This window comes from Sulfurimonas sp. HSL3-7 (assembly GCF_039645985.1).
GTDB lineage: Bacteria > Campylobacterota > Campylobacteria > Campylobacterales > Sulfurimonadaceae > Sulfonitrofixus > Sulfonitrofixus jiaomeiensis.
In genome coordinates this window covers 1-21,069 of sequence record NZ_CP147919.1, presented here as the reverse complement: position 1 = coordinate 21,069, position 21,069 = coordinate 1, and the positions used below count along the sequence as shown (strand labels likewise).

Sequence of the window (21,069 nt, the reverse complement as noted above, 5' to 3'; positions counted from 1 at the left end):
TTTAGTGATCTTACTTTACTCACAAAAAAAGTGAGTCCACTCACTTTTCTCTGGGAGATATCATCTCCGCCGGAACATAAGATAGCTATATTGCCCATATCAATTCTCTCCTCTAGCTTCGATGGTTTTTCGTGGCCTTGCTTTTCTCTTGGAGATATCATCTCCGCCAAAACATAAAACAGTAGTCTCTTTCATCTCACACCTTCACATCGATTCTGTGTTATTGTACTACAAAAGGTATAATGCGGTTTATGAATACGCAACTTTATTTTTTACGCTCTTCCGAACATTTTATCGTCAAAGAGCTACTCTATTACGCTGCCCGTCTGGACGAGAGAGCAGAGACATTGGATGATCATCCTTCTCTCGAACAATACCATCGAAACTACGGCAATTACAACGGTGACATCGGCGTCTATGCCATTGTTGACCACAAAGTCGCAGGCGGGGCCTGGGTCCGTATGCTGCTCAACGGCTTTGGTCACGTTGACAACGTAACCCCGGAGCTTCTCCTTGCCGTCCTTCCGGAATATCGCAATCAAGGCTTGGGAACACAACTGATGGAACAGCTCTTTACGGAAGCTGAAAAAGTCTATTCGCAGCTCTCTCTTTCTGTCCAGGAAGAGAGCCCGTCCATAAAGCTCTACGAACGGTTGGGATTTACAAAGGTGGAAGGTTCCGAACATACCGGTGCCACAGGGTTACCCTCCTTCACGATGCTCAAAAAGTTTGACAAAAAAACAGCCGTGAAAGAACGTGCGGAAAAAAGCCTCGAAGAGGAACGGTTTAAAAAGTCTTTCGGGTTCTGAAACAATATAATAACGTTGAAGCGGATCGACACAGATGTTATTGGTAAAAGAAAGTATCTATGCCTCCGATAAGGATCGGCACAGATAAAGAGGTGTGATGCCTGAAGGCATCAAAGTGGAGGTTCTTAGAAAGAGACCTGTGCTGTCAGCATATAGTTGGTCGAGTTGTCTTTTGCACCGCTCGCTTTAGTACTGTCTGCAGCCACATCGTTGTCATAAGTCAACACGTTGGCAACCCATTCGATGTTCTTATTCTGCTCCCAGACAAAACCGCCGTAGTAGGTGTGTTTTGTCAATGTTTCGTTGTCTACGCCGTATTTTTCCTCTGGCGTCCAAGCATCATAGCGGCCGACGACACGGAACTGCTTCTCGCTGCCGAAACGGTAGACGGCGTGGGCATTGTAACCTTCACCCGCTTTGCTGTAGACCGTCGGTCCATCTATCGTGTCCTCTGACTTGATGTACTGTGCTGCAACCATAAACGACGGCATATTGAAGACCGTGTGCAGACCGCCCCAGATCAGGTCCTGATTCTCACCGGCTTGCGTGTATTTGTGGTTGTCCATGTTGTACTGGCCGAAGAACGATGCATCCCAGTAGGTCGTCGTCGTCTGCTTGTCTTTACCGTTCTCGCCAAGAAGGTGCGCCGTTGCACGCCACTCGAAAGAGATGCCTGCACCGTCTTCAACGTTGTGGTACCCTTCACCTGTAAAGAGACCCACTTCGCTGCCGAAGTATTTCGTCTCTGTCTTGAAGTTGACACCGAGGTCCGCCGAGTTGGAGAGTTTTGCGGAGTTGTCCGCTTCGGTGAAGGTCCAGTGCGTATCGCGGTAAAACCACGAGTTGTGCTCTTCGTAATCGATCCACGGACGGTGCGCCATACCCAGTTCGACACCGGTGTACGGAAGGATCTCGTTCAGGTAGAGGTAGGCATATTTGAAACGCACGTTGTAGTCACCGGCTGTCGCATCGCTGGTAACATGCTCCATATCAAGTGTCACACGGAAGTACGATTTGGGGTCCTCAAGCAGGTACGCTTTGATCTGAACGTAGGCACGACGCATCTCGAATTTGTCCGTGTCTGAAATCGCATCATCTTTAAAGTCTGTATGCGTAAACCCTAGATAGGTTAGACCGCCGAATTTCAGTTTATCGGCATGCGAGTACCACGGCACCTCTTTCGTAGGTGCATCCGCACTGACAAAACGTCCCATTGCCTCGCGGCCCTCACCGCTCTGTGTAAAGATCTGGCCGGTAGCAGGATCGGTATAGAGTTCAATTCCCTCCGCATAGGCCGTCATGCTTAGCGTCATTGCCGCCAATGTAGATAAAGCCGCTTTTTTCATTTTTATTCTCCCGAACTAATATTGGTCGAATAATAGAACATTTTGGTTACATTTAGGTTACAAAAAAGTTACAGTTCACCGTCTGTTGACATTAGTATTTGTAATGAAAGAGTGGATAGATTATCACGCATCCCCGGCAGGGATGCAGAAAAAAAGAGGTGTTAGAAGAACCACTGCGTGGTCAGTTTCATGCGGGTATCGGTATGCTCCCCGCCTTTAAGACTCGCGCCGTAGTCGTCTTCCTGGTAGACAAGGCCCACTTTGGTCGTGTTGCCTCGGAGGTACCAGTTGATACCGGCGATTTTGGACTCAAGCTCGTAATCCTCTCCCGAAGCCGCGTCTTCCCACTTGTCCCACTTCTCGTAACGGACAAACGGTGCAAGGTAACCCAGCTGCTCGATGACATACTCACCCGTCGCGTACCAGCCGTTCGACTTGCCTGTTTCGCTTGACAACCGATTTTTGACGACACCGTCGAACTCGAAGTACTCCGCCTGGATGAAGGCCCCCTTGTAGTGTGCCGACATCTCCAAGTTGATCAATTCATGGTCAATCTTTTGAGATATAGTACCATTGTCATAATTGATGTCCGGGCTTTTCCAGTAAGCCGCACCGATCTCAAAGTGTTTGCCCTGCGCGAAATAGGTCTCGGTACGCTTCGTCTCCTCCCAGCCGCTAAATGGCGAGAGGACAACCTTACCACCGTAGAAGAAGCTCTCCTGATCCACATCACCACCGATGCTGTTACCGCTTGCGTCTTTGAACTTCGCCGAGCTTACACCGTCTCCAAAGGCCACTTCGTAGTGGATCTTTTTCTTCCAGTCCCCATACATCTTGGCGTTGGTGCCGCGGCGGTTGTGCGTGATGTACTGTGCCGCTTCGTCTGCGACATGCGGACGGTCGTAATGCAGGACATAAGCCGACTTGACCGTCTCGGTACGCGAGACATCGATCTTGCCGCGGTAGAGCTTGTAGTTGACCAGTGAGGTCCCGAACGGCTTCTTGATCTGCAGGTAGGCATCGCCTACGTTGAATGTCCCTTCACCGTCGTCCTGATAGTTGGCCTTATCGTTACGGATATCCATCACATAGGAGATATGTTTCGTAAAGCCGGCTGCGACCTCTAAACGGGTACGGCGCAGGTAGGCATCCCAGTTATCAGTGTCCGGTGTAGCATCGGCATAATCCGTCTTCCAGTTCTCAAAGGTACCCTGGATACGTACCCCAAGCTTGATCCACATATCCGGATTGTCGGAAGCGGTGAACTTCATGTTCGGGCCGGTCTCTTTGCCCATCAAGAACTCGACCGAATCCGGGTTTTCCACCGTCGGCCCCTTGTCAGAAGCAGCTGCTTCGGCACTGACGTAGTCACCCATCGCCTGACGCCCTTCGCCATCTTTTGTAAAGACCTGGCCCGTCACGGGGTCCGTGTAAAGCGTCATCGCCTCGGCAGAGGCTGCGGTACTCAGCGCCAAGGCTGCTAGTGTTGATAATACGACTTTGTTCATTGTCATTCTCCTGAATGTATATTGAGCAGATTGTAGAACATTTCGGTTACATCATGGTTACAAAACAGTTACACTCCGCTTTTGATTAGGTACAGACAAACCCTACTGGTTACCTTTGCAAAAGGTCCTTGGAACCAACACTTTCCATTATACGATAATTTTAAGGGCAACTCTCGGTGAATGGTGAATGGTGAATGGTGAATGGTGAATGGTGAATGGTGAATGGTGAATGGTGAATGGTGAATGGTGAATGGTGAATGGTGAATGGTGAATGGTGAATGGTGAATGGTGAATGGATTATAGAAAGATGACAAAAACCATCTTGACATGATCTAAAACTACAGAAACTTTAGATTTAGTACAAGTTGTGAGAAAGAGCGCATTGACGCGAGGGATCCCCGCTGACAAGCATCGAGAATACCGTACATGCGAGGCATAAAATACCACCTCGAATGAAAACGCAGTGAAGGGGAACTGGGTCCCCAGCAGTGTACTATTTAATGTTTGCTGCCCAGTATTCGCGGATCATTTTTTTCGTTGCTTCCGGAAGCGGGATGTAGCCGAGTTTTTTCGCAGCTTCGTCACCTGTTTTAAAAGCGTAGTCATAAAAAGCGATCACTTTTTTGTTCATATCAGCCTTCTCAACCGGAAGGAGGATAAACGTTGCCGCAACAATAGGGTAAGAGGTGTCGCCCGGCTGAAGCGTCAACATGGCGTAAAAGTGCCCCTCTTTTGTCCAGTTAGCATATTTTGCCGCCGCTTTGAAGTTTTCTTCTCTCGCCGGTACCCATTTTCCGCTCGCACTCTGCAGTGTCGCCGCAGCAAGGTGGTTTTTCTCTTTGTAGGCGTTTTCGATATAGCCGATCGTATACGGGGTCTGTTTGATCAATGATGCCACACCCTCGTTGCCTTTACCGCCGATGCCGGTCGCCCAGTCGATCGCTTTACCCGCACCGTAATTGTCGGCCCAGTTCTTAGAGCTTTTGTTCAGGTAGTAGGTGAAGTTGTATGTCGTACCCGATCCGTCCGAACGGTGGACAACGATGATCTTTTGATTCGGAAGCTTGAGCCCTTTGTTCTCGGCAGCGATCTTCGGGTCGTTCCACATCGTGATCTTGCCGGCGAAGATGTCGGCTACCGCTTCATTGGTAAGGCGGAGCTTTTCATCTTCGATACCCGGTACATTCAGTGCAACAACGATCGAACCGATCACGGCAGGGAATTGAAGCAGTTTAGACTTAGCAAGCTCTTTCGCTTTAAGAGGCTTGTCCGAAGCACCGAAGTCGACAATGCGTTTTGAGATCTGCTTGATCCCCCCGCCTGAACCGATACTTTGGTAGTTGACACGGGATTTCGTCTCTTTTCCATACTGGAATGCCCAGTCATAATATAGAGGTGCCGGGAAAGAGGCGCCTGCCCCACTGATCTTATCGCCTGCGATAGACACTGTTGCTGCAACGGCGGCCAACAATGCACTTGTAACGAGTTTTTTTAACATAATTGAGATCCTTTTGGATGTTTGATGGCGGCATTGTAAAACAGGAATGTAACAAGAAGGTTACAGAAAGTGGACATTGCAGCAAGAAGGATAGCAGGATGCTGAAATCAATATATATGGTAAAGACTAAATCGGTGTTTACCTGTATCAAAAGCGCTTACGAACAATTAACGTTTATCTCTTCATCACCAGATAAATAACACTACTTTCGTCTATTTGGACAGCCCTAAGCTCCCTGATAAGACAATATAATCTCAGATCGTCCTATAATGTCATGTTATAACGCCCTTGTAACCATACTGTTACATAGCCTTGATACAATCGCGGCAATTTTATAAGGATAAGGAGCATTATGCTGCCAAAATACGAACAGAAGATTCATAATATCCAAAATATGATCGCAGAGCTCATGGGACAGGTAGTGGAAGCAAACCAAATTTCACTTGACGCCTACAAAACACACGACAACAATAAATACAGCGCGGTCAAAACGGTGTTGAAATCGATTGATGCTGAAGCTAACGCGATCGATAACGAGATCATCAAGACCTTTGCCCTCTTTGGCCCGGAGGCGCAAGAGCTGCGTATGCTTGTTGCCTATCTCAAACTGACTAACGAACTGCTGCGTATTGCGGAAGGCAGCAAGAAATACGCTGCTCGCATGCAGGCGCACTGCGAAGGTGAATGCACCCTCAAAATGTTTGACGACATCGTCATAAAGCTTCACACCACCATGCTGAATGCGATGACCTATATCCTTGAGTGTTTTGAAACTCCGGGTGATTGTGATATGGAAGAGCTTTATCGTAAGATCATGGTCGAAGAGAGTAAAAATGACGATCTTTTCAGCATCCTGGAAAAAGAGATCATGACGCAGATCATGGGGGAGCAGGAGCTTTCAGTCGAATACGTGCATGTTCTTGGTACACTAAGAAAACTTGAACGCGGTTGTGACCGCGCTGTCAATATCGCTAATTTGCTGCTCTATGCCGCAAAAGGCGGTGAGATGCGCATTTACTAACAGTGACTAACAGCGCTGGAAAAGGATTGAAATGAGTGGTTTGATCGTCATTGTGGAAGATGAGGAAGATATCCTGGAACTCATCGAATACAACCTTGAAAAAGAGGGATTTGAGACCGTCGGTTTTACCAGTACAAAAAATGTAAGTCAGTTTTTGGAAGAGGAGAAAGTCGATCTTCTCATCATGGACCGCAATCTTCCCGGTGTCGAAGGAAGCGAGTTTGTAGCGCAGATGCGTGACCTGGGTGTCGAAACGCCCGTCATCTATCTGACCGCCAAGAACAAAGAGAGCGATATCGAGGAGGGGTTCGAGCGCGGCGGTGATGACTACATCACCAAACCCTTCAATATGAAAGAGCTTGTCCTTCGCATCAAAGCACTGCTCAAGCGCACTAAAAAAGACAGGAACGAAGGCAAGGTCGTCTACCGTGACATCATTCTTGACCTCGGGTCGAGAGAACTTACTATCGACGGTAAAAATGTCGAACTGACCAAACTTGAATTTGACCTCCTTTACACGCTTATCGCAAACCAGAATATCGTTTTGGACCGTGACTACCTGCTTGAGCGTGTCTGGGGCGGCGATGCGATCTACCAGGACCGTACCGTCAATGTGGCGATCAACCGTCTGAAAGAGAAGATCGATCCCGACAAGTCCAAAGAGTACATTAAAACGGTTAGAGGGATAGGTTATACCCTGTGCTGAAACTCCACCACTTCTTTTTTGCCAATATCGTCGGACTCTTTTTAGCCACCCTCGTTATCTCCTCGATTGTGAGCTATTACACCCTGAAGACCTTCGTCATCACGGAAAATCAAAAGCAGCTTGAGCAGAGCATCACTTTGCTGCAGTTACAATCCTATCACCTCAGCGACCTCGACCGTATTGCAGCAAATGCCCACGCCTCCATTCAGGACCGGGTCACCTTTGTCGCGGAAGACGGTACCGTTCTTGCCGACAGCAACACAGACAAATTCGCGATGGAAAACCATGCCGACCGTTATGAGATCATGCAGGCCAGACGCGACGGGCTTGGTGTTGATACCCGTTATTCCGCAACGACCCACATCCATTATCTCTATGTCGCTAAAAAGATCCTTGTGGACGACCGTGTCATCTACCTTCGTCTTGCCACCCCGCTGCACACCGTTATGTCTAACTTCTATACGCTCTGGTACCGCCTGATCGTGATCTTTATCATCTTCATGATCATCGGCCTGATCGCAGCCTATCAGATGAGCAAGCGGGTGCGCTATGACATCGCCCAGATCACCAAATACCTTGAAGAGATCTCCAACAAAAACTACAAAGCGGTCATCAAGACCCGCTATTTCAGCGAATTTCTGCATATTGCGCTGAACCTCAAAGACCTGGCCAAAAAACTCGCCACTCGTGACAAACAAAAACGCAAGTACACCGCTAAACTTCGCCTTGTCAATAAACAGCGCAACGATATTCTATCGGCCATTTCGCATGAGTTCAAAAACCCGATCGCTTCGATCATGGGCTATGCCGATACTATTTTGGACGATCCGGAGATCAACCCAAAGATCAGAGACCGTTTTCTGGAGAAGATCCTCGCCAATGCACGAAAGATCACCTATATGATCGACCGTCTTGCCCTCTCGGTCAAACTTGAAAACAATGATCTGACCATTCATCCGATCCAGTTCAACCTGGCCGATCTTATTCAGGATGTCATACTGAACCTTTCGAAAAAATACCGCGACAGAAAGATCCTCTTCAATGACGAGGCGTGCACGGTCTATGCCGACAAGGATATGCTTGACAATGTACTGACAAACCTTATCGACAATGCCCTGAAATACTCCGATGAGGATGTGATGGTGACGATTAGCAACAACACCCTGATGGTGACAGACAAGGGTATGGGCATCAGCAAAAGCGAACTTGACAAGGTCGCATCAAAGTTCTATCGCGTCGACAAAAACACCTGGGACAACTCTATGGGGCTCGGGCTGGCCATAGTAAGCTATATACTCAACCTCCATAAGACCAAGCTGATCATTGAGAGTGAAGTTGGCGAAGGGTCCAGGTTCGGTTTTTCTTTGAAAAACATGCTGAAGGGGGCTTCAGCATAACGGGCCCGTTCAAAGATACGCTACAATAAAGCCATGATAAAGCTGCCCTCCGCCCTGCTTCCTGTTATCGATCATCTTGTAGCAAAAAAATGCCGCCCTGTCGTGGTGGGCGGTTATGTACGCGATTCGCTCCTGAACATCCCCTCCAAAGATATCGATATCGAGGTCTTCGGCCTCAAAGACCTCGGCCAGCTTGAACAGCTGCTGCTTCCGTTCGGAAAGGTCAACAGTGTCGGCAAAAGCTTCGGTGTTGTCAAACTGCAGCAAGATGATACGGAAGTCGATTTTTCCCTTCCGCGCCAGGAGAAGAAGATCGCACGGGGGCACAAAGGCTTTTCCGTTACTCTTGATGGTACACTCAGCTTTAAAGAGGCGGCCAGACGACGGGATTTTACCATCAATGCCATGGGGTATGATCTTGTCGAAAAAAAACTGCTAGACCCTTTCAACGGGCAGGATGATCTTAAGGCAAAGCGTCTGGACCTTGTCGATCCCCAAACATTTATCGAAGATCCGCTCCGGCTCTACCGCGCGGTGCAGTTTGCCGCGCGTTTTGAACTGACGCCTTCGAAAAAACTGCTGGACTTGGGCCGTCAAATGGTAGAAACGAAGATGCTTGATGAACTGCCGAAAGAGCGTATTTTCGAAGAGTTCAAGAAACTGCTCTTGAAGAGCAGGAGACCCTCTGTCGGATTTGCACTGATGGATGAACTCGGCATGCTGAACTGTTTTCCGGAACTCAAAGCCCTTAAAAGACTGCCACAGGACTCCCACTGCCATCCCGAAGGCGATGTCTGGACCCATACGATGATGGTGCTGGATGCCATGACAACACTTCACGGTGAAGATGAAAAGAGCAATCTTCGGCTCTCTTTGGCCGCACTTTGTCACGACCTCGGCAAGGCAAACACAACGGCTTTCATAGACGGAACGATCAGCGCGATCGGGCACGAAAACACGGGGATTGCGCTGACACAGACACTGCTTGGACGAATGACGGACGAAAAAGCGCTTGTTGAAAGCATCCTGCCCCTTGTTCAGAACCACCTAAAGCCGTTGCAGTTCTATAGACGCGATGCGGAAGCTGCCGCCATCCGACGTCTCGCCAATGCAGTCAATATAAAAGAGCTCATTATTCTCGCTAAAGCGGACTTTTTGGGCCGCAACACCGAAGAAGCCGGAAACGGCAGGTTTAAAGCCGGCGAATGGCTTCAGGAGAGAGCGGCGGCACTGAATGTCCTCGAAGCACCGCTCAAACCGCTGCTGCAGGGACGAGACCTTATCAAAGCAGGACTTGCTCCCTCCACGGCTTTTAAACAGATTTTAGAAGAGGCCTATGAAGCGCAGATAGAGGGAAGTATCTGCACGCATCAAGAAGCAATTTTATGGTTGAAAGAGCTGCTTGGAAACGACCTGTAACGGAACGTTATTTCAACGAATGTAACCTTCTTGTAACCTTACTATTCTAAAATCGCGGCACTATATTTAAAAGAAGTGCCTGAATGACAAAAATCATAGACAATATCTTTGCCAATGCGACCCGTCTGATCGCCATTGCTATTTTACTGATCACCGCATGGATATTTACCGTTTTATTCCAGGAGTCCCTGCTCTCCATGCAGACCTTTGGTCTTGACTTTGTCACCGAGTCAAAATGGGCTCCCAACCTGGAAAAATTCGGTGCCTATGCCGCGATTATGGGTTCTATCATCTCCACCTTTCTGGCGATGGTTCTGGCTATCCCCGTGGCGATCGGCGTCGCTATCTTTTTAAGCGAGATCGCACATCAGAAGCTTAAAGCGCCGGTCGGTGTCTCGATCGAGCTGCTTGCGGCCATCCCCTCTGTTATCTACGGTATGTGGGGACTTTTTTACTTCGTGCCTATCATCCGGGATCTTTTCGGCGGACTGGGGATCGGTATGCTTACGGCCGGTATCGTCCTTGCCATTATGATCCTCCCGTTTATGGCTGCCGTCACCAGAGATGCGATGAATACCACCCCGGACATTCTGAAAGAGTCCGCCTATGCACTGGGCGGAACGAAGTGGGATGTTATCAAAGATGTTGTCATCCCCTACTCAAAAGCAGGCATCATCGGCGCACTTATCCTTGCCCTCGGCCGTGCTATCGGTGAGACGATGGCAGTTACCTTTGTTATGGGCAATGTCCATAAAGTGTCGCTCGACCTGACCCAGCCCGCTACCTCGATTCCGGTAACACTGGCCAACGAGTTTACCGAAGCCGATACAGACCTCTACTTCTCCAGCCTTTTTGAGTTGGCACTGATACTGCTTGTGATCAGCTTTACCATCATCTCGATAGCGAAGTTCTACTTCCTTCGCCGCAAAAGGAGCGTCAAATGACTGCAACACAAAAACGTGTCTTAATCAATAAAATCGTCATGGCACTCTCCACCCTCTCTGCACTGATCGGTCTGGGCTTTCTTTTCTGGATCCTCTTTATACTCGTCAGCAATGGGATCGAGGCGATAAACTGGGATATATTCATGTTCGAAGGAGCACCTCCGGGTTATGAAGAGAGCGGTCTCAAACAGGCACTGATCGGCCAGCTTATCATTGTCGGTCTTGCAACGCTCATCGGCGTGCCGCTTGGTATATTGGCCGGCACCTACCTGAGCGAGTACGGTCAAAGATCGAAACTGGCTGAGACCATCCGTGATATCTCGGACATCATGATGTCGGCACCGAGTATCGTTATCGGCGCATTTGTCTATGCTATCGTTGTCATACCGATGGGGCATTTCAGTGCCCTGGCCGGTGTTGCGGCACTGACCATCATCATGCTACCGATCATTCTTCGTACCACGGACGATATGCTGCATCTTGTCCCATCCACCCTGCGCGAAGCGGCCTTCGCCCTTGGGGCACCTAAATACAAGGTGATCATTCAAGTCGTCTACCGTGGTGCCAAAGCAGGTATCCTGACCGGTATCTTACTGGGTGTAGCCCGTGTTGCCGGCGAGACCGCGCCACTGCTCTTTACCTCGTTCAACGACAATTTTATGAGTACCGACCTCTTCGAGCCGATGGCATCACTGACCGTTACCATGTTCAACTATGCCACCAGTCCGTACGAGGATTGGCAGCGCCTTGGCTGGGCCGCCGCCTTCATCCTCTCTGTATTTATCCTGGGTCTCAATATCATAGGCCGTCTCATTCTACTTACTAAAAAGGTCAAATAATGGCAACTATCGTCAACGTCACAGAAGAAAAAGCGCTAGAAATCAATAACTTCGAATTTACCTATGCCGGTGCCGAGGAACCGAGTCTTAAGCAGGTCACTATGCCGATCGCCAAAAACTCCGTGACGGCGCTGATCGGACCGTCAGGATGTGGTAAGTCAACACTTCTTCGTTCAATAAACCGCATGCATGATCTCTATCCCGGCAACCGATACGGGGGAGAGATCCTCTTTGAGGAACGCAATATCCTTGATCCAAAAGAGGATCTCATCAACCTGCGCATCAACATCGGGATGATCTTCCAGAAGCCGACGGCTTTCCCAATGAGCATCTATGACAATGTCGCCTACGGTATGCGTCTGCAGGGGATCAAAAACAAGACTGAACTGGGGGACCGTGTCGAAAAAGCGCTAAAAGATGCCGCCATCTGGAAAGAGGTGAAAGATAGACTGAAGCATGATGCTAACGGTCTCTCCGGCGGTCAGCAGCAGCGCCTTTGTATCGCACGCGCCATCGCGGTAGAGCCGAAAGTGCTTCTTTTTGATGAGCCGACCTCCGCGCTTGACCCTATCTCGACGCAGGGGATCGAAGAGCTGGTGACTGAGCTCAAAGAGAAGGTCTCGATCATTATCGTAACCCATAACATGCAGCAGGCGGCACGTGTAAGCGATTATACGGGCTTTATGTACCTCGGTGAACTCGTTGAGCTCGGTAAGACGGAAGAGCTCTTTGTAACGCCTGCAGAGTCTCTAACAGAAGAGTATATCACCGGTAAGTTCGGTTGATATTCTCTTGATGCTGTAAAAAAGCCCCACTTTTACCCTTATGCATTCATGCATACTTTTCTACCGTTCGGGTTCTGAAACTATTGCATTAAAAGAGGGAGAAAGAAAAAGTATTCTCTACACCTTGCCGTATCGAGCAAGAGATAACGGCTGCTGCAGAGAAAAAGGACACGTCGCTACGACATAAACCCTTTGATCATATAGAAGATCGCCGCTGATAGAACAGCAGCAGCAGGCACAGTGATGATCCAGGCAGCAATGATCTTCTTGACCGCATCGCGTTTGACATACTTGACATTCTCAGCACGTTTAATCAGTTTTTTCTCTGCTTTGATCCGATCCTCTTCATCTTCAATCATCTGGTAGAGTTCGGTAATACGCTGGTAATCCTCTTTTGTCTTGCCCTCTTTTTTCTCCAGACCCTCACGCTCATTGCAAAGCGCTCTAAGTATCTTCTTGTCTTCTGCCAAATGAGCGCGCTCTTCACGGATCTTCTCCTCTTCCGAGGTGGTAGAGAGATACTCGCGTAAAAAGCCGACGCCAAAAATGCCGCCGACCGCGATATGGGTCGAACTGACCGGCAGTCCCAACTGCGAAGCGACGATGACTGTAATTGCCGCGGCCATTGCCACACTGAAAGCGCGGATCTGATCGAGCTCGGTGATCTCGCTGCCGACCGTTTTGATCAGTTTTGGGCCATAAAGCGCAAGACCGAGTGAGATACCGATCGCACCCACCATCATCACCCAGAGCGGGATCGGCGCTTTGGAAGCGATGGTCGTGTGCTGGACAGCATCAGCGATTGCAGCCAGGGGGCCGATCGCATTGGCGACATCATTGGCACCATGGGCGAAACTGAGCAATGCCGCTGCAAAAATAAGAGGGATTGTAAAGAGAGTGTTGGCGTCCGATCGGGAGTTGCTCAACTTGAGCGAGGCTTTGTTGACCATCGGTTTGACGATCAAATAGGCTCCGACAGCGGCAACAAGCCCGATCAACGATGCTGTCATAAAATCGACCTTGACAATGTGCTTGACCCCTTTGAGCATCAGATAGGTTCCGAAAGCCCAACTCATGATCGCAACATAGATCGGTACCATCTTGCGCATCGCGGCCAGCTTGTCTTCTTTGTAGACAATGCTCTTTTTGATCGAGTAGAGAAAAAGTGCCGCCACGACACCGCCCAGGACAGGCGAGATCACCCATGAGGAAGCGATCTTCCCCATAGTTCCCCACGAGACGATACTGAAACCGGCGGCGGCAATACCGCCGCCCATCACACCACCCACGATGGAGTGGGTCGTCGAGACCGGTGCGCCGATAGCGGTGGCAACATTTAACCAGAGCCCGCCTGCCAAAAGCGCCGCTGTCATCGCCCAGATGAACTCCTGCGGGTTAATAAAGAATGCAGGGTCGATAATCCCTTTTTTTATGGTGCTGACAACGTCGCCGCCGGCGATTATCGCACCGCTGGCTTCAAAGATGGCGGCGATCAGGATCGCACCGCCCATCGTCAATGCTTTCGAACCGACAGCCGGACCGACATTGTTAGCGACATCGTTCGCGCCGATATTAAGCGCCATATAGGCACCAAAAAGAGCAGCTATCGCCAAAAATGCGTTATTCGGTATACTGTGATTGGTCGCAAACGAGTACCAAAGTACGATGACCATAAAAAAGAGGGCGATTCCCATACGAAAAAAGTCCGATCGCGAACTCTTAACTGCTTTTTTTTCCATTTTTTTGATTGTGTGGATATCCATCTTCACTGGCCTTGATATGCAACATTTTAGTTACAATAAATTGTAAAAGTATACCATTAACAAATTGAAGTCTAGGATTGTTTTCTCATAAGGGAATCGGGTAAGCAGCAGAAACCACAATTACGGTATCTTCTAAAAGTGGCAAGCTTTTTAACTGGCTTTTGTCATCTTCGAACTGTTGATCTCAATGACCGTACGGATATTGTACCACGGGCTGAAATCGGAAACGATCTTCAGATCTTTTTCGACATCAAATTCGCAAACATTTTCTTCACCACATTTCATAACATCTTATCCACTTCTTCCAGTGATCCGATCTTGCCCAGATAATTGCCCTGAATAAAATCGATCCCAAGTGATTTGACATTTTTATATTCGGTCTCGTCTTCGACCATCCGTATCCAACTGCGCATGCCAAAACCCTGGGCAATAATATGAAGCCCTTTGACAATGTTCTGATACTCCCTCTCTTTAATATGCTTGCCGTACTGATTATCAAAACGCACCACGTCAACTTTGAGATCTTTTAACAGTGCCATCGTACTTTTAAATGCACCGAGATTATCAATGGCAATAAAAACACCCAGTCTTCTATAAGCTTGCAAGAGTTCATTGTAACGTTTCGGATGGTGATAATATTCGTTTTCGCTCAATACAAACATAATTCTGCCGCGCGCCGTCTCATTGTTGTTTAAAAGGGTCAAAGTCCTTTCAAAAAAACTGTTGTTTCGTACCGATGAGGGAGAAAGTGTAAGTGCCAAGATTAGACGATGCGGTACACTTTCACATGCCTGGACGACTTTTTCCAGTATGATCTCATCATAGGTGCGCGTAAGACCCAGACGGTCGATCACCGGCATGTATTTGTTTTGATGGATGATCTTGCCTTCATCGTTTATCAGTTTGATGCTCGCTTCGAGCATGCTCGGCGTATCTTTCTCATAAACTGTTTGATACATCAATGAAAAAGATTGTCTCTGGATCGCCTGGATAACCGATGATTCAAGTTCGGTCGGGTCGATCTCCTCCTCTTCAAAAGCTTGTCGGTCCAACATCTTTTCATCCAAAAGGTCAAAGAGGCGGGTCGTCAACTGCTCAAGGTCTTGGGAATAATTGGTGTCAACGATAGCGGCTGTTAGATTGATCTCAATCTCGTCTATGGTTCTGTTTTGGAATTTCAGACACATCAGATCAAGCATATTCTGATAACGCTCTTTCGTACCCTCGAGGCCGATCAGAAAATCGGAACCTTTATAATGACCGATCGGAAAACGTTCGATCTCTTTCTCTTTTAAAAAAGCACCTATCCACTGGCCTACCTCATAGAGCACCTTGTCACCTTTTTTTACCCCGTACCGGCTGTTAATATCCGTCAGGTTATGCACAGAGATCAGCAATATCGTGTAGGGACCATTGTCAATCTTCTTTTTGAAATAATTTATCAGATATTCGCGGCTGAAGGTGTGCGTGATAGGGTCCGTGATACGCTCTTCATACCCCTGATATATCAGGTAGAAGATGTAATAGATCATCACGACAAAAACAGAGATTACTATGACAAAATAGTAGCTGGGGATTGTCTCTTGTTCAATAGAAAAAAAACTGATCGAGACGATGAGAAACAGAAGAAATATCGGCAAGCCCATACGCAGTGCCAATTTAAAACGAAGGGCCCGCTCTTTCTCTTCCGGCAGGAGCATCTAAAACCTAGACGTCAAGATGTTTTACATCTTTGGCATGTGTTTCGATGTAATTACGTCGCGGTTCGACCTCATCGCCCATAAAGAGGGTAAAGGCATCGCTTGCCGCTTCAGCATCTTCGATTGTAACACGCAGAAGAACACGGTTTTCCGGTGTCATCGTTGTCTCCCAAAGCTGTTCAGGATTCATCTCACCGAGACCTTTGTAACGTTGGATATAAGAGCCTTTTCTAGCATACTCTTTAACTTCTTCCAATCTTTCGATAATGTCGCCCTCCAGATCGATATCCCACTCTTTGATCTTCTCATAGACATAGAGCGCTTCAGTGAAGTGCGGCGTCGAAAAGAGCTCGTCGTTTACGCGAAGCTCCTCCATACCGTCTTCGGTCTGAACAAAAAGATGGATCTCTTCGTCTGTAACCAGCTTGGAAAGGATATTGTTGCCGCGTGCTGCCAGGAACCGTTCGATCTCTTCCATCATCTTTGCACTGTCCAACCCGATATAATCAGGGTTTTCAATAAAGTGGCGGATAAGCGAAACGAGGGCATAACGGCGTTCCAATGCGTTAAGAGAACCCTGGTAGTGGTCGACCATTTTAAAGAAAGAGACAAGATCGTTGTGCCCGACCCCCTCAATCTCCAGCGACTCGATACCGTTCTCTATCAAAAAGGTGTTCATTACGGAATCATCTTTGAAGTAGATCTCTTTCTTGCCTTTTTTGTACCGGTACAGCGGCGGCTGCGCCAGGAACAGGTAACCGTTTTCGACTATCTTCGGAAGATAGCGGAAAAAGAAGGTCAGAAGCAGCGTCTGAATATGCGATCCGTCGACGTCGGCATCGGTCATGATGATGATCTTGTGATAACGGATCTTCTCTTCATTGAACTCTTCGCCGATCCCGCAGCCGAGCGCGGTGATCATATTGGTGATCTCCTCGGACTTCAGGATCTTGTCCAGACGCGCTTTTTCGACGTTTAGAATCTTACCTTTAAGCGGCAGGATCGCCTGGAAAACACGGTCACGCCCCTGTTTTGCAGAACCGCCCGCAGAGTCCCCTTCCACCAGGTAGAGTTCGGAGATCGTCGCATCTTTGCTTTGGCAGTCTGCCAGTTTACCCGGCAGGGTACCGACACTCATCGAGTCTTTACGGCGGGTAAGATCACGTGCTTTTTTAGCGGCTTCACGCCCTTTTGCTGCCAGCAGCGCCTTCTGGACGATCGCTTTGGCCTCGTTCGGGTTCTCTTCGAAATACTTTGTGAGTTTTTCGTAGGTCAGTTTCTGCACCAGCGGACGGACATAGGTATTTCCGAGTTTGCCTTTGGTCTGCCCTTCAAACTGCGGCTCGGGAACACGGGCAGAGACGATACAGATCAGTCCCTCTTTAACATCATCCCCGGAGATAGAGATATCTTTCTCTTTGGCATTTCCGTTGTTTTTATTGTAAGTCGAGATGACCCGCGTCAAACCGGCGCGGAAACCTGCTTCATGGGTACCGCCGTTTGGCGTGCGGATATTGTTGACAAAAGAGTAAAGTTTTTCATCATAAGAGTCGTTGTACATAAAAGCGATATCCACTTCGATATCTTCAATTTTATCGCTGTAGCTGTATGGCGGAGCAACCAATGTACGTTTGTTGAGATCTTCAACATATTGGAGAATACCGCCTTCAAAATGATATGTCTCTTCCGTATCGGTACGTTCATCTTTGAAAACGATCTTGATCTGCGGATTGAGGTAGGCAAGTTCTTTAAAACGCTTGGCGAGGTACTCAAATTCGAAAGTAACGGTTTCAGTAAAAATAGACGGATCGGGTGCAAATTCGATCGTTGTGCCGTGTTTACGCGTACTGCCTGTTATTTCGAGGGCGCCTTGGGGAATACCTTTTTCAAATTCTTGTTCATGGATTTGACCCTCTCGGTGAATGGTCATTTTCAGGTTGGAACTGAGTGCATTGACAACAGAGACCCCGACCCCGTGAAGACCGCCTGAAACTTTATAGGTGTCTTTATCGAACTTACCGCCGGCATGCAGAACGGTCAGAACAACAGTTGCAGCAGATATATTTTCAGTCGGGTGCATGTCGGTAGGAATACCGCGACCGTTATCGGAAACAATACAGGTACCTGTTTTCGTCAATGTGACTTTGATCGTATCACAGTAACCTGCCATTGCCTCATCGATCGAGTTGTCTATGACTTCGTATACCAGGTGGTGTAATCCGCGATGACCTGTATCACCGATATACATACCCGGACGTTTTCGTACTGCTTCTAGCCCTTTAAGGACCTTGATATTACTTGCACCGTAATTTTGTTCCATTTTTTCTCCATTACTCGGATCATCTAAATAAAGGCGTGTCTGCCATAGAAATATTTGCTCTTATAATAGCGTAGAGTTGCCAAAAAGCCCTTTAAATGACATTTATGACGATTTTAATGGAAAATTGTAGAAAAGAGGAGCAGGCAGCTCTAGCTGCCGTAGAAAATCAGATGACGATCGGCATTACAATTGTTTTGAAATTTTCATCTTCCAAAACAAAAGGCATGTTCGATTCATTCAGTCCGATTGAAAATTCACTGTTTTTTGTCTGGCCGATAAAGTCCAAGATATATCGGCTGTTTACGGCAAACATAAACGGTGATTCAAAACCTGTTTCTAAGTTAAGTTCTGTTTTTGCTTCAATATTATCATCACTAAGACTTTCGAACTCTATTGTCTGTCCGGTAAAAGTAATTTTGAGATCATTGGAGATCGTTGTGATCTGTTTGATAGCATCGACCATCGGTGCTTTCGGAAGCATTAAGGTTTTTGCTATCTCTTTTGGAATAATACGCGTGTAATCCGGGAATTTACCGTTTATAAGTTTGGTAAAAAAGACATACTGGTCAGAACGGATGATCAGGTAGGTGTTATCGTAATAGATTTCGATATTGTCAAAAAAGAGCTTTTGAATTTCAACAATAGCTTTTTTGGGAACGATGATAGAGAGTTCCGTTTCATTGTTGTTGTTAATGTTGACGATAGCCAGGCGTCGGGTATCAGTTGAAACGAAATTGATCTGATCGCTTTTGATATCGATAAGTGCACCATTGAGTTCGAATTTAGGATTGTTGGTATCTGTGGAAGGGGTGATCTTTTTTAAGGATTCGACCAAAAGCTGTGAATTGATACCGATTTTCGGTTTATCTGTAAATTCGGGGAATGAAGGAAATTCATTGGCATTAAACGTAGGCAGTTTAAAGTTTGAATGGCCTTGTTGAATGTGAAGTGTGTTTTGTACGGTTTCGAGGACGATCTCGCTCTCTTTTAAAATACGGACGATATCAAGCAGTTTTTTACCGTTAGCCGTGATCGAACCGCTCATCTCTACAGCGACTTGATCACTTTCAATAATAAGACCGACTTCATAATCCGTTGCTTTGACGACAAGCGTTTTTCCCTGGACTTCAAAACAGACATGGGAAGTGATCTGAGAGGTGTCTTTTTTTTCAAGGAAAGGTTGAACATGGATGAGCATATTTTCAAGAACCGATTTGGCAATAGCGATTCGCATCGAAATTCCTTTTTATATATATAATTTTTTTGTAATAGTAATAAAACCCTGTGTTTAGGTGAAAACTATCATTTAAGCCCGAAGAGAGGGACTTCTTGGATGTGAAAAAGCAATTAGAGTTTATTCACATTTATTCACTGCTCAAATTATATCTTTTTTTTTATAGAGTTCCAATACGGAGATAGGCCTACTGCAGGGCATCTTTCAGATTTGTGGAACACAAAGAGGCAGATAGGCAGAAATGATTGAAGTTTCATACTATATAAAGTACATGAAAAAGAAGGTATTTGACAAGGGTTTTTAAGATATATGAAAACCAGGTACGGATAAGCCATCTTAAAAAATATATTTATCGGGATTTTGATCCCTTTTAGAGGCTACTCCTGGATAGAGGTGGTTATTTTATTGGTTAATTCGTCGATCTTGACTTTGAAGTCCTCATCGTTTTGAAGCAGCTCATTGATCTTTTTCATGGTGTGGCTGACGGCAGTGTGGTCTTTCATTCCAAAATACTTGGCCAGTTCAGGCATCGACATCGGCGTCAGTTCGCGTGCCAGGTAGATGGCGATACGCCGGGTATAGACAATATTTCTGCTGCGGTTTTTGGAGCGTATCTCCGAGGGCTTGACATTAAGCTCTTTGGCAACCATGCTCATAATAAAATCGATAGAGATATTGTCTCGCTTCTCTTCAAGGGTCTCTTTGAGCACATTCTGGGCGAATTCGATCGTAATAGGCTGATGCATCAGTTGGGCATAGGCGTGAAGCTTGGCCAGAATACCTTCGATCTCTCGGACATTCTGTTCAATGATCGTTGCGATATAGTTAATGACGTCATTATCGACATTAATGCGGTTGATCTCGCACTTTTTCTGGATGATCGCGATTTTTGTTTCAAGTTCAGGCGGCTGGATATCGGCGACAAGACCCCATTCAAAGCGGCTTTTCAGGCGATCTTCAAGCCCTGCGATCTGTTTCGGCTTTTTATCGGCCGTCATAATGATCTGCTTGTGTTCGTTTCTGAGCGCCTCAAAGGTATGAAAAAACTCCTCCTGTGTCTGGACCTTATTGCTCAGAAACTGGATATCGTCGATAAGCAGCACATCGCATTTTCGGTATTTGTCTTTAAAGCGGTCCATGGTCTTGTTGCGCATGTGCGAGGTGAAGTCATTCAAAAACTGCTCCACCGAGGTATAGATGACACTTTTGCCCTGATGCTGGAGCACGTTTCCGACCGCCTGCATCAGGTGGGTTTTACCCAGGCCAACGCCTCCGTAGATGAAAAGAGGGTTGTAGAGTTCACCCGGTTTTTCGCTGACGCTCTTAGCGGCGGAGTAGGCAAATTGGTTGGATGAACCGGGTACATAGTTTTCAAAAGTATAGGAGGGGTTCAGCAGTGAGTGCTGCAGTTTTTCGCTTTTTTGTTCGACTTTAGCGGAAGATTTTCCTTTTTTAGCCGATTTGAGTTCAATACTTACGACTGTCTTGGTCCCTGTCCTTACTTCAAAGAGGTGTGCTATCTTGTCGGCAAATTTCCGTTTGATGTAGTTGGCGATCAAGGCATTCGGAGCAAAATAGACGGCATAATTGCTTTTGGACTGGGCTGTCGAAAAGGTGAGCTGTTTGATGTAGCGATTGTAGTCGATTTCAGATATCTCATTTTTGAGCATCATTAAAATTTCACCGCCGATATTCATGCATGTCCCCTGTTTATTCACCTGTGAAAAGAGTGTGAATTAGTATGTGAATAATACAGTAATTTCCCTGTATTGTGATAAAA

17 protein-coding genes are annotated in these 21,069 nt (G+C 47.2%); 8 read left to right on the top strand and 9 right to left on the bottom strand.

Features of this window, described 5'->3' with window-relative positions; genetic code table 11:
- The first annotated feature begins 251 nt into the window (after nucleotides 1–251).
- Entirely contained in the window at nucleotides 252–809 is a 558-nt protein-coding gene (locus tag WCY20_RS00085; RefSeq protein ID WP_345976079.1) for a GNAT family N-acetyltransferase, read from the top strand.
- Nucleotides 810–934: 125 nt separating this feature from the next.
- On the opposite strand, the gene WCY20_RS00080 is transcribed toward WCY20_RS00085, so the two are convergent.
- From WCY20_RS00080 to pstS, 3 genes are all read right to left on the bottom strand, one after another.
- On the bottom strand, nucleotides 935–2,155 hold the full coding sequence (locus WCY20_RS00080) for a hypothetical protein (RefSeq protein WP_345976077.1): 1,221 nt from the start codon (nucleotides 2,153–2,155) through the stop codon (nucleotides 935–937).
- A 161-nt stretch (nucleotides 2,156–2,316) separates the two neighbouring features.
- Complete coding sequence (locus tag WCY20_RS00075; protein ID WP_345976075.1) at nucleotides 2,317–3,663, bottom strand: hypothetical protein; 1,347 nt, start codon at nucleotides 3,661–3,663, stop codon at nucleotides 2,317–2,319.
- A 493-nt stretch (nucleotides 3,664–4,156) separates the two neighbouring features.
- Nucleotides 4,157–5,161 carry a phosphate ABC transporter substrate-binding protein PstS gene (gene pstS, locus WCY20_RS00070; protein ID WP_345976073.1) on the bottom strand — a complete coding sequence of 335 codons (1,005 nt, stop codon included), beginning with the start codon at nucleotides 5,159–5,161 and terminating at the stop codon, nucleotides 4,157–4,159.
- Between the two features lie 352 nt (nucleotides 5,162–5,513).
- Between pstS and WCY20_RS00065 the strand changes: the two genes are divergently transcribed.
- The 7 genes from WCY20_RS00065 (at nucleotide 5,514) to pstB (ending at nucleotide 12,272) form a co-directional block, all read left to right on the top strand.
- On the top strand, nucleotides 5,514–6,182 hold the full coding sequence (locus WCY20_RS00065; RefSeq protein ID WP_345976071.1) for a PhoU domain-containing protein: 669 nt from the start codon (nucleotides 5,514–5,516) through the stop codon (nucleotides 6,180–6,182).
- A gap of 31 nt (nucleotides 6,183–6,213) precedes the next feature.
- The gene (locus WCY20_RS00060) at nucleotides 6,214–6,888 is read left to right on the top strand and encodes a response regulator transcription factor (RefSeq protein ID WP_345976070.1); all 675 of its coding nucleotides are present in this window, start codon (nucleotides 6,214–6,216) and stop codon (nucleotides 6,886–6,888) included.
- Nucleotides 6,882–8,285 carry a HAMP domain-containing sensor histidine kinase gene (locus WCY20_RS00055; protein ID WP_345976068.1) on the top strand — a complete coding sequence of 468 codons (1,404 nt, stop codon included), beginning with the start codon at nucleotides 6,882–6,884 and terminating at the stop codon, nucleotides 8,283–8,285. Before WCY20_RS00060 ends, WCY20_RS00055 begins: the two co-directional genes overlap by 7 nt.
- 33 nt (nucleotides 8,286–8,318) lie before the next feature.
- Nucleotides 8,319–9,704, top strand: a complete 1,386-nt coding sequence (locus WCY20_RS00050) for an HD domain-containing protein (RefSeq protein WP_345976067.1) — start codon at nucleotides 8,319–8,321, stop codon at nucleotides 9,702–9,704.
- Nucleotides 9,705–9,787: 83 nt separating this feature from the next.
- Nucleotides 9,788–10,648: a phosphate ABC transporter permease subunit PstC gene (pstC, locus tag WCY20_RS00045; RefSeq protein WP_345976065.1), complete on the top strand. Its 861-nt coding sequence runs from the start codon at nucleotides 9,788–9,790 to the stop codon at nucleotides 10,646–10,648.
- Nucleotides 10,645–11,487: a phosphate ABC transporter permease PstA gene (pstA, locus tag WCY20_RS00040; protein ID WP_345976064.1), complete on the top strand. Its 843-nt coding sequence runs from the start codon at nucleotides 10,645–10,647 to the stop codon at nucleotides 11,485–11,487. Before pstC ends, pstA begins: the two co-directional genes overlap by 4 nt.
- Nucleotides 11,487–12,272: a phosphate ABC transporter ATP-binding protein PstB gene (gene pstB, locus WCY20_RS00035; protein ID WP_345976063.1), complete on the top strand. Its 786-nt coding sequence runs from the start codon at nucleotides 11,487–11,489 to the stop codon at nucleotides 12,270–12,272. The genes pstA and pstB overlap by 1 nt, the downstream gene beginning before the upstream one ends.
- 176 nt (nucleotides 12,273–12,448) lie before the next feature.
- Here pstB and WCY20_RS00030 read toward each other — a convergent pair whose 3' ends face one another.
- The 6 genes from WCY20_RS00030 to dnaA all read right to left on the bottom strand — a co-directional run bounded on the left by WCY20_RS00030 (nucleotide 12,449) and on the right by dnaA (nucleotide 20,986).
- Nucleotides 12,449–14,035: an inorganic phosphate transporter gene (locus WCY20_RS00030; protein WP_345976061.1), complete on the bottom strand. Its 1,587-nt coding sequence runs from the start codon at nucleotides 14,033–14,035 to the stop codon at nucleotides 12,449–12,451.
- A 150-nt stretch (nucleotides 14,036–14,185) separates the two neighbouring features.
- A complete protein-coding gene (locus WCY20_RS00025) occupies nucleotides 14,186–14,320 on the bottom strand; it encodes a hypothetical protein (protein ID WP_345976060.1) in 135 nt (44 codons plus the stop codon).
- The gene (locus WCY20_RS00020; protein ID WP_345976058.1) at nucleotides 14,317–15,735 is read right to left on the bottom strand and encodes a GGDEF domain-containing protein; all 1,419 of its coding nucleotides are present in this window, start codon (nucleotides 15,733–15,735) and stop codon (nucleotides 14,317–14,319) included. Before WCY20_RS00020 ends, WCY20_RS00025 begins: the two co-directional genes overlap by 4 nt.
- 7 nt (nucleotides 15,736–15,742) lie before the next feature.
- On the bottom strand, nucleotides 15,743–18,055 hold the full coding sequence (gyrB, locus tag WCY20_RS00015) for a DNA topoisomerase (ATP-hydrolyzing) subunit B (protein WP_345976057.1): 2,313 nt from the start codon (nucleotides 18,053–18,055) through the stop codon (nucleotides 15,743–15,745).
- A gap of 166 nt (nucleotides 18,056–18,221) precedes the next feature.
- Nucleotides 18,222–19,289, bottom strand: coding sequence for a DNA polymerase III subunit beta (gene dnaN / locus WCY20_RS00010; RefSeq protein ID WP_345976055.1), 1,068 nt, complete (start codon nucleotides 19,287–19,289; stop codon nucleotides 18,222–18,224).
- 377 nt (nucleotides 19,290–19,666) lie between these two features.
- On the bottom strand, nucleotides 19,667–20,986 hold the full coding sequence (dnaA, locus tag WCY20_RS00005) for a chromosomal replication initiator protein DnaA (RefSeq protein ID WP_345976053.1): 1,320 nt from the start codon (nucleotides 20,984–20,986) through the stop codon (nucleotides 19,667–19,669).
- Nucleotides 20,987–21,069 lie beyond the last annotated feature (83 nt).